This window comes from Acidovorax sp. KNOB132 (assembly GCF_057541515.1).
In genome coordinates this window covers 1-681 of record NZ_BAAJYT010000627.1, presented here as the reverse complement: position 1 = coordinate 681, position 681 = coordinate 1, and the positions used below count along the sequence as shown (strand labels likewise).

Below are 681 nucleotides of genomic sequence, written 5' to 3'. Positions count from 1 at the left end.
GGCGAGGCGCCACACCAGGCCGGCGGGACCGGTCTGCCACCAGTGGCGCACGCCGCGGCGCGGCTGGCCCATGGACTGGGTGATGCGGTCCAGCGTGATGGCCAGCAGCACGATGCCCAGGCCACCCACGGTCGCCAGGCCCATGTCCAGCCGGCCGATGCCGCGCAGCACCATCTGGCCCAGGCCGCCCACGGCGATCATCGAGGCGATCACCACCATCGACAGCGACAGCATCAGCGACTGGTTGATGCCCGCCATGATGGACGGCATGGCCAGCGGCAGCTGCACCTTGGCCAGCAACTGCAGCGGCGAGGCCCCGTAGGCCCGGGCGGCCTCGATCAGGTCGGGCCGCACCTGGCGGATGCCCAGATTGGTCAGGCGCACCAGCGGCGGCAGCGCGAACACGATGGTCACCACCACGCCCGGCACGTTGCCGATGCCGAACAGCATCACCACCGGCACCAGGTACACGAAGGCTGGCGTGGTCTGCATGGCATCGAGCACCGGCCGCATCACGCGCTGGGCCCGGTCGCTGCTGGCCAGCAGGATGCCCAGCGGCAGCCCGATGACCAGGCAGAAGGCCAGCGAGGTCAGCACCAGCGACAGCGTCACCATGGCCTCGGGCCAGATGCCCAGCATGGCCACGAGCAGCAGTGAGACCACCGTGCCCACGGCCAGCGC

The 681-nt window shown here is 70.9% G+C and carries 1 protein-coding gene; it reads right to left on the bottom strand.

Annotated elements, in window-relative coordinates; genetic code table 11:
• Window positions 1–681, bottom strand: a 681-nt coding sequence (locus AC27IO_RS25090; protein WP_498741327.1) for an ABC transporter permease subunit, incomplete at both ends; no start/stop codon positions are given.